The following is a 9,226-nucleotide window of genomic DNA, read 5'->3' as shown; positions in this document are numbered from 1 at the left end:
CGAGTTGGGAACCTCTCCGCCGTGGGAGCCCGTCTGTGACGGGAACCCCACGACTGAAGCCGTGGGAGGAAGTCAGTGGGTGGTCGCCACGGGCGAGTTGGGCGACGCTGACGAACCAGACGCGGTGAGCCTCGAGTTTCAGGGCATCACCGAGCAGGACGTACCCGGTGAGGTCGTTGAGGACGAAGTTCAAAACCGCTATTTTCGCGCAGATAGGGTCTTTGTCGTAGCCTAAGAAGACGGCGGGGGCCTCCGGAGCGATTTCGCGGAGGTGATTCGCGGTATCGACGATGAGCCGACCACTTCCACAGCCGGAGATATCCCCGATGACGAGCGGGTCTTCGGCGGTGGCGTCGCGGAGGTCCTCACCATCGGGGAGGTTCATCGCTGCCATCGCGCGGCTCACCGCCCCCGGCGTGAAGTACTGGGCGAAGTGACTGCTCGTCAGGCCGTAGTGTTCGTACACGCCGCCGAGAACGTCTTCGTTGGTCTGTTCCATCGCGAGGACGAGTCCCCCGAGGGCGTTTGCGTGCTGAGTTGCGAGCTCTCGGACGGTGTCTTCATCGCGACCGTCGTTCGCATACCGGGCGAGCGGGTTTTGATATGCGTCTTCGTCGCCGCTGAAACTGGCGAGGGCGAGGTCGATCCAATCCGAGAACACCTGATACGGCGAATCGCCGGTCTGCTGGCTGATGGCGTCGAGTGGGTCGGAGACGAGTTTCCGATGTTCGCGTTCGAGCAGCGTCGTCATCGGTGATAGCCCTCCGCTCGGGATTGGTGTGAGACCGCGATTTCGGGGCTGACGAAGCGCCGCGCTCGGTGCGGGACGTCGATGCCCCGGGAAACGGGGAGGAAGATCGAGTCGCGGCCACCGCAGACGACGCTCGCGAGCAGTTCGTGTTTGCACATCACGCGCCACGGTGCGGACTGTTTGTACGGACAGGCGCAGGTCAGGGCGTCGCCCCACGGGATGAGTGGGTACTGGCTGCCGCTTTGGTATTCGCCGACCAGGAGCGGGGCGGGAAGGTCGATGCCGTAGTCAGCGAGTCGGACGGAGTCATCGGTCTGGGTATGCGAGAGCGCGGATTCTCGGAGGACGTACGTGGAATCGAGGGCGTGGTCACGATCGAAGGCGTCGGGGTCGGTGTCGCCGTCGACGAGGACCATCCCGACGAAGGCGTTGTGTTCGAGGAGGCGATCGGCGTCGGGTGCGGGCCCGATACACGCCTCGATGAGCGAGCCGTACGACGAGTCCTTGAGGACCTGACTGAGGTTGGGCCCGGGGATGAGTTCGCGATACCATTTCTCGCGGCGCTGGCGTTCTTCCTCGAGAGCCTGTTCTGGGTTGGGTTCTTCGCGAGCGATTCGGAGGCGCGCTGCTAGGAAGGCCGGGGCATCTGCGAGGACGGTGTCGTCGTCGACGTGGTCGTAGAACCGCTTCTCCTCGTGGATGCGAGCGACACAGGAGGTTTCGGCGTAGGCGAGGCCGAGTGGTTTCTGCTTGACGCCCTGCCAGGGGAGGGTGGCGGGGTCGGTCGGGTCGTACTTCCAGGGGTTGTAGTTGCCGAGAAGTTGGTCGCGGCGGACGGGGCCACCGCGGATGAAGTCGAGGCGGATCTGGTGTTCGATCGGTTCGACGTTGGCCGGGTCGCGTTCGACATCGTACTCGTATTCTCGGTCGGTGTGGGCGAGCGCCCCCGGCGGGAGGACGAGGCTGGGCACGTTGCCGTCGGCTGTATGGAGTGTTCGATAGGACATGATTCGGTGACTGAGGCGGGCGTCGAAGGGACGCCCCGCTACCGTTTCGGGGGCGACAAATTGGCCAGGAGTGACTCTCAGAGGCCGGCGAGAAGACTGGCGAATTGGTCGAGTCTATCGTTGAGACGCTCAGGCGTATAGACTGTCTCCTGGCGCTCGTAGGAGGTCGCGAGTTCTGAAGCCGAGCCTGAGAGCGTGCCGGGGTCGGTATCGGTCGCGATAGTGAGCGAACACACGGGGGCGTACGCTCGGCGGATGACATCTTTCACGGCGTCGGCCGAGGTCTGATCATCGCCAACGCTGATGATGAGCGGGTCGTCGCGCTGGGCTTCGACGAGGTCGTTCGCGAGGCCGATGGCCTCAGCGAGTGGCGTCCCGCCGCCACAGGCGGTATCGAGAAGGGATGACTGGACGTGTCGCGTCTCAATGCTGAACGGCTTGACGAGGCGGGCGTTGCCGTGGATGAAGTCAATGATCGCGACGCGGATACCGAGATTCTCGGCGGCGAGGGCGAATCGAGTGAGCGCCTGGGTTGCGACCTCGATCTTCGCCGGTGACCCGCCTCGCATCGATCCCGAACGGTCGAGGATGAGGACGAGGGCGTACTGTTTCTCGTTGCCCATCGTCCGGCTCTTGCAGACCCGGGAGTCACCGATTGCAAGGCGATGGCCGGCGCGAGTGTCGTAGGCTCCAGCGGAGAGTCCGCGTCGCGTGCTCTTGCGGCGGTCGAGTCGAAGATACATTTCGAGCGTGTCGGCAACCCGGCCAGCACCGTCTTCGATGGCGCCCCACTCACGGGGTGGGGCAAGATCGTCAGTAACGGCGAGGATTTCGAGGTCGGTCAGGCTCCCCGGCGAGTATCCCGCCCCACCACGCTGTCCGCTGTTTTCCTCACTCCCGTTATCGTGGGAGTGCTGGCGGCGTTGGCGTTCGAGGTGGTCGGCGAGTGCGCCGAGTTCATTTTCGAGCGCCTGTTCGTCGATTTGTTCGCGGTCGGCTTCGATACGGGCTGCACGCTCGTCGCCGGCGAGTGCGTCTTCGTACGCCGCCTGCGTTTCGTGCTGTGACCGGGAGTAACTCTGTGCGTGGGCCGGGCCATCGGGAGTTCCCAGCGTCTCGCTGGCCACACTACTCGCAGAACTCGTAGAACCCGTGTTACCCGCATCTCCCGTTTCCCCGCTCTCCTGACTATCCTCGACATCGACGCCGGTGCAACCACTCTCTCTTTCACCCTCCCCTTCACTCCCACTCTCACTCTCGCTGGACGACGGTGATTGTTCAATATCGCCCTCGGTGAGGGGTTGATCTTCGTCCTCGAAGTTGCCGAGTGTGAGCTGACTATTCTGATCTCGGAGTCTATCGCGCCCAGCCGAACCGCCTGTTCCGGATGAATCACCGGGATTCGGTTGCGCTCCTGGCTCGTCGCCAGCGCTGGGTTCTGTTTCTGTCTCCGTTTTCTTACCGGCTCTTGCTTTCTCGCGTTCTCGGGCCCGCTTAGTGGCTTGGGCTATCGCCTGTGCCCGGGTCGAAGGTTCAGGTTCAGAATCGCCACTATAGTTGTCGCTGTTGGTGCCCTCCGCGTTGTCAGGGGTCGCCCTGGAGGGCTCGGCGTCGACGTTGTCGGGATTGGGGTCAGCCGTGACTTGCGGTTGCTCGAAGATATTCTGGTGTGGATCGTCGGTCGCCTCTCGTGAGAGCGTGACCTCGCTTGGGTCGAAGTCTTCGGGCAGGGATGGCTCCGCGTTCTCACCGGGCGTGGCTGACGCGTCCGCAGTGGCGTTCTGAGGCCGTCCGTTTCCACTGGAGATATCATCGCCGCCGTCGGGGTGGGACGCCGACTCGGGGCGGCCTGTGGCGTCGCCGCCGGACTCCTGCTGTTGACTCTGCTCGTCGCCGTCACGCTCCTGAGATTGCCACTGGCCGTCGCCCTGTGCGTGCTCGTTGTCCTGGGCCTGCTGGTGGTCTCGAGTGTCGGCCTCGAGGACGGGCTGGATATGGTCGGTCCAAGTCTGGATGACGCGACGGGCGCGACGGACGGAGGCGGTCTTATCGTGGGCGTGGGTCGTGTCGTCGCGGTCGGCACTCCGAATCGCGAGTGCGTCACGCGAGAGGGCGTACAGTTCGGTGTGGCTGGCCTCGAACGCGTCGCGGTCGGCCTCGCTCTTGAAGCGGACTCGGTCGTCGTCCTCGTCGAGGAGAACATCCGTGATGCCGGTCGGATAGATGGCTTCGTCGTACAGACACGAGGTGACGGCATCCCAGAACGAGTAGCGAACCTCTTGTCCGGTGGGGATGTCGTCGGGCGTCTGCGAGTGGAGTCGTCGGGTGAGTTCGAGGCGGATGCCAGCGTTGTCGCTGAAGTTCTCGCCGTGGATAGCTTCGCTCTCGATTGCGCCGTCTTCGATGATGTTGATGAGGTCGTGGACCTGCGCGTGATACTGCGAATCGATTTCGGTATCGAGCAGCTCACCGATGGCTGTAATCGCCGTCTTGAGGATGTGGAGGAGTTCGTGGAAGGCGAGGCCGAATTGGTGGGCGTGGTCGGCGGTGAGTTGGTCGTTGAGCGGGATTCGCGTTAGGTCGGCTTCGTTCCCGGTGACGAGCACGAGATAATCAGCGTCGACGCCGGCGAGGAACTGTTCGGCCTGAGCGCGTTCGATGTCGGTGGCGTCTGAGGAGACGATGGCGTCGACATCGGCCGGGAGGACGGCGGCAGTCTGGACACCGGATGTGATGACGACGTCGACGGTCACCTCATCGGGGAGATGACCGAGGATGAACTCGCGAAGTCGGTCAGCGCGCTGTGTGGAGATACGGGCTCTGGTCGCGGCCTGTGGCGTGAGGTCGTCGACGATCTGTTGATGATTTCGGTCTCGGTGACGATGGCTGAGTGACATAGGATGGTAGGGGACGAACGCCCTCGCTGACGCGGGGCGCACAAACCGACGTAGCTCTCTTGAAATCCCCAGTAATTGATAGAACGCCCGTGCGAGATACAGAGGATGTAGTAGGCAAGCCACTCTCCGAGAGTTCGCCGCCCGATCTGCCTGCAACCAATACAGCTATCTCAACCCCCAGTCGTGGTAAGTATATGAGGACATCAGTAGCTGGGGGTATATTCTGGACTCGGAATTGAGAGCCCAGTTGAATAGCAAGGATAGCGTCTTGCGGCGTCCGCCCGGTTTAGTGTTCGCTGACTCATTGATATGCATGAGCGTAACACACAGAATCCTCGTCCCCTTCGAACTACCGGATGCCGACGAGGTACCACCGGTGCTGGTCGACACGCTCGCGACGATGGAGGTGGTCTTGCTTGGCCACTACGGACTGCCGGAGCAGACGCCGCCCTCCGTCGCCCGCGACCAGTTCGAGGACGACGCTCAAACAGAACTCGATGGTATCGCCCGACGATTCGAGGAGGCAGGAGTCTCGGTGACCACTCGGCTAGTGTTTGGGAAAGCCCGTGAGAAGACGATTAATCGCGTCGCACTAGAAGAGGACTGCGACGTGATCCTGACACCTGGCGACGCCGACGCAATTGCAGAGGTGCTCGTGCCACTCCGTGGTGAGGCGAACTTCGACCGCATCCTCTCGTTCGTCGGGGAGTTACTGACCGCGACCGGGGCATCCGTCACGCTGTTTCACACGGGTGAGGAGTCCGACCGGCTCCCAGGCGAGGAGATTCTCGCGGACGCGACAGACCGTCTCGTTGAGGCTGGTGTCGAACCCGACCGCATCAGCCGACAACTGTCGACCGACGACGACGTCGAACGGAGTATCGTCGACCTCGGGAACACGTTCGACCTCCTCGTACTGGGCGAAACGGAGCCGTCGCTCCGCGACCGGATCTTCGGGAGTCGCCCGGCACAGGTGACCGCCGGCACGGACGATCCGGCCTTCGTCGTTCGAAACGTCGAACAACTGTAATCCGTCAATCGATGTCGTGGAACCAGTCTCATTCCGGGATTCGGGAACAGCCAATCGACTCAACTGAACAGGTGGTCAGCAAATGAAAAACGACCTCGAACGCGACCTCGGCCTGTACGCGACGGTCACGATCAGCATGGGCGCGATGATTGGCAGCGGCATCTTCGTACTGCCAGCGCTCGGGTTGAACAAGGCTGGACCGGCAGTAATCCTCGCGTACATCCTGGCGGGGCTGGTCGTCCTCCCGGCGGCACTGTCGAAGGCGGAGATGGCGACCGCGATGCCCGAATCCGGCGGCACCTACCTCTACATCGACCGGGCGATGGGCCCGCTGGCCGGCACGGTCGCGGGGATCGGCGCGTGGTTCTCGCTGGTGTTCAAAAGCTCGTTCGCGCTGGTCGGGCTTGGCGCGTACCTCCTTCTCCTCGTCCCGCTGTCGAGCGGGCTGGTGAAGGCCGTCGCGCTGGGGCTGGCGGCGCTGATCGTCGTACTCAACGTCGTCGGCACGGAACAGAGCGGGAAGGCCCAGTCGATTATCGTCACCGCCGTCGTGGTCGCACTCGCGGCGTACGTGCTCAACTCGGGGGTCGCAATCGAGCCCGCCCGCTTCCAGGGGTTCGCCGAGAAGGGCACCGGCGGGGTCGTCACCGCGGCGGCGTTCGTGTTCGTCTCCTACGCCGGTGTAACCAAAATCGCCAGCGTGGCCGAGGAAATCGAAGACCCGGACCGGAACCTCCCGCTGGGGATTCTCATCTCGATGGGAGTGATGATGGTGCTGTACACCCTGGTGGTCGCGGCAGTCGTCGGGTTGAACGATCCAGCGGCGCTGTCGACGAGTGGGCCGGGCGATGGCCCGTCGCTGACGCCGATGGCCGACGGTGCCGGCCAACTGCTCGGCGGGTTCGGCGTCGTGGTCATCGCGGTGGTCGCGATCCTGGCGCTGACCAGTATGGCGAACGCCGGGGTGCTGGCGTCCTCGCGGTTCCCGCTGGCGATGAGCCGGGACTCGCTGGCACCCGGGAGACTCGCCAGAGTCAGCGAGCGGTTCAAGACGCCGCTGAACGCCATCCTGCTGACCGGTGGTCTCCTGCTCCTGCTGATCGCGTTCGTCGACGTCGTCGACCTAGCGAAGTTGGCCAGCGCGTTCCAGATCCTCGTGTTCTCGATCGTAAACGTCGCCCTGATCGTGTTTCGCACGAGTGACGTCGATTCGTACCAGCCGTCGTTTCATTCGCCAGGCTACCCATTTGTCCAAATCGCCGGCGTGGTCGGCGGCTTTGGGCTGCTCACCCAGATGGGGACGCTCCCGATCCTCGGAGCGGCCGGCATTATCGTCGGCGGCGTCACGTGGTACCTCGCCTACGGTCGGAGCCGGACGAACCGCGATGGAGCCCTCGGCACGATTCTCGCCCGACGACGCGAGGAGGAGCCTGTGACCTCCGATTGAATCGATGGCTGTACAATCTCTCTGACACCACCGGATGAGATTCGACCACGGCCTGGCGCTGACGCCGTGCGGCGACGACCCTATCGGGATGGTTTAACAATCTAAGGGTAACTTCCGTACGTATGAACAAGTGGCAGCGTCGGACCGTCTACTATTCGGTCCTCTTGATTGGCTCGATGCTCGTGTTTGCGGTGCTTTATCAGAACGGGATGCGGATCTACGAGGGCGAACCCAAGACATTCCTCCACTCCCTGCAGATCGTTGTCGAGACGTTCACGACGACGGGGTTCGGCTCGGATTCCCCCTGGATCAGCCCGGAGATGAACGTACTCGTGATCATCATGGACCTCTTCGGGACGCTGCTCATCTTCATGGCCTTTCCCGTCCTCGCGTTCCCGCTACTCGAGGAGATTCTCTCGACGACTGTCCCCAAAACTGTCGACGGCGACCTCGACGACCACGTGGTGATCTGCACGTACACGCCCCGTGCCGACGTTCTCATCGACGAATTGGATTCATGGGATGTCGATTACGTCATCGTGGAACCGGACCGCGAACGGGCGACTGAACTGTACGAGGACGACTACCGTGTCATCCGGGCGGACCCGGAGTCGAAGGCAGGGCTCGAGGGGGCGAATCTCTCCGCCGCGAGGGCGCTCGTCGCCGACGTATCGGATCAGGTCGACGCGAGCATCGTGCTCACCGCCCAGGAAATCGCCGATGACGTCCTGACACTCAGCGTCGTCGAAGAGCCTGACCGGGCACCGTACCACCGCCTCGCCGGCGCCGACGAGGTGCTCTCCCCGCGCCCGCTGCTCGGCCAGAGTCTCGCCTCGAAGGTGACAACGTCGGTCACGAGCGAACTGGAAGAGGTGGTGGAGATCGACGACGACTTCGAGATCGCCGAGTTTCCGATCCACCGCGGGAGTCAGCTCGTCGGGAAGACGCTCGCGGAGAGTGGCATCCGTGAACAGGCCGGTGTCAACGTCATCGGGGCCTGGTTCCGCGGCGAGTTCGAGACACCACCCGATCCTAACGCGACGCTGACCAACGGCACGGTGTTGCTGGCAACCGGTCGTGAAGCCCAGCTCGAACAGCTCAAGGACCTCACACGGTCGGGGATGCGTCGGCTGGATCGGGGTGACACGATCGTCGTTGGACACGGGGAGGTCGGTCAAACCGTCACTGACGCGCTCACCGATGCCGGCGTGCAGTACACGGTCGTCGACCAGACTGATCTGGAGGGTGTCGACGTGGTTGGGGACGCAAGCGATCCCGAGACGCTTCGAGAGGCGGGTATCGATGAGGCCAGTGCAGTTATTCTGGCACTTCCCGACGATACAACAGCGGAGTTCACGGCCCTCGTGGCGCGGGACTCGAACTCCGACGTGGAGATCATCGCTCGGGTTGAGGAGTCACAGAGTATCCCGAAGATGTACCAAGCTGGTGCGGACTACGTACTGGCACTCGCGAACGTCACCGGTCGAATGCTGGCCTCGCAGATACTAGAAGAGGAGGACGTTCTCTCGATGGACCAGAACGTCGAGGTCGTCCGCACACACGCATCCCAGCTTGTCGGAAAGACGCTCGGAGAGGCACGCGTGCGATCGGAATCCGGCTGTACTGTCGTCGGGATTGAGCGTGACGGAACGGTACTCTCCGACATCGGTCCGGAGGTCCGCATCGAAGACGAGGACGAACTCATCATTGCCGGGACCGACGATGGGGTCCAACGATTCACCGAGCTGTACACGTGAGAGACGAACCTGGGGCAGACACATTATTATCATAAATTGAGCGTCAAACAACATATTCCGACGGCGGTACCCGGAATGATCGGAGGCGCCACACTCCTGACCGCTGTAGCAATCTCGGTCTTGTTCTTTAGCTCAACTGAGCCGAACTACTCCGAACCGTGGCTCGTTCTCAGCGGAGTGTGTAGCCTCGGATATGCAGCTGGCGCAGGTATATATCGACATCAGAACCGCCGGGCTGCCCTGGGATTCGTAGCCGGAATGGTCGGAGGGGCAACGGTCTTTCTATAGTAACCGTTAGAACTTTCTGCTCTTAGTGTGTTGGCGTATATAGTGAATC

At 62.6% G+C, this 9,226-nt stretch carries 6 protein-coding genes; 3 read left to right on the top strand and 3 right to left on the bottom strand.

The window, feature by feature from the left end:
• From DP107_RS19345 to DP107_RS19335, 3 genes are all read right to left on the bottom strand, one after another.
• A partial coding sequence (locus tag DP107_RS19345) for an N-6 DNA methylase (RefSeq protein WP_144263715.1) occupies positions 1 to 751 on the bottom strand: 751 nt, incomplete at its 3' end.
• A complete protein-coding gene (locus tag DP107_RS19340; RefSeq protein ID WP_144263714.1) occupies positions 748 to 1,758 on the bottom strand; it encodes a hypothetical protein in 1,011 nt (336 codons plus the stop codon). The genes DP107_RS19345 and DP107_RS19340, both read right to left, overlap by 4 nt.
• A gap of 77 nt (positions 1,759 to 1,835) precedes the next feature.
• Complete coding sequence (locus tag DP107_RS19335) at positions 1,836 to 4,811, bottom strand: vWA domain-containing protein (RefSeq protein ID WP_144263713.1); 2,976 nt, start codon at positions 4,809 to 4,811, stop codon at positions 1,836 to 1,838.
• Between the two features lie 157 nt (positions 4,812 to 4,968).
• Between DP107_RS19335 and DP107_RS19330 the strand changes: the two genes are divergently transcribed.
• The 3 genes from DP107_RS19330 to DP107_RS19320 all read left to right on the top strand — a co-directional run bounded on the left by DP107_RS19330 (position 4,969) and on the right by DP107_RS19320 (position 8,889).
• Positions 4,969 to 5,685: a universal stress protein gene (locus DP107_RS19330; protein WP_144263712.1), complete on the top strand. Its 717-nt coding sequence runs from the start codon at positions 4,969 to 4,971 to the stop codon at positions 5,683 to 5,685.
• An 82-nt stretch (positions 5,686 to 5,767) separates the two neighbouring features.
• Entirely contained in the window at positions 5,768 to 7,132 is a 1,365-nt protein-coding gene (locus DP107_RS19325) for an APC family permease (RefSeq protein ID WP_144263711.1), read from the top strand.
• 122 nt (positions 7,133 to 7,254) lie between these two features.
• Positions 7,255 to 8,889, top strand: a complete 1,635-nt coding sequence (locus DP107_RS19320) for a potassium channel family protein (protein ID WP_144263710.1) — start codon at positions 7,255 to 7,257, stop codon at positions 8,887 to 8,889.
• The last annotated feature ends 337 nt before the right edge of the window (positions 8,890 to 9,226 follow it).

This window comes from Haloglomus irregulare (genome assembly GCF_007421925.1).
In the GTDB taxonomy this organism is placed as follows: domain Archaea; phylum Halobacteriota; class Halobacteria; order Halobacteriales; family Haloarculaceae; genus Haloglomus; species Haloglomus irregulare.
Note: the sequence above shows the minus strand (reverse complement) of the source record. Positions and strands in the feature narration are given on the sequence as shown.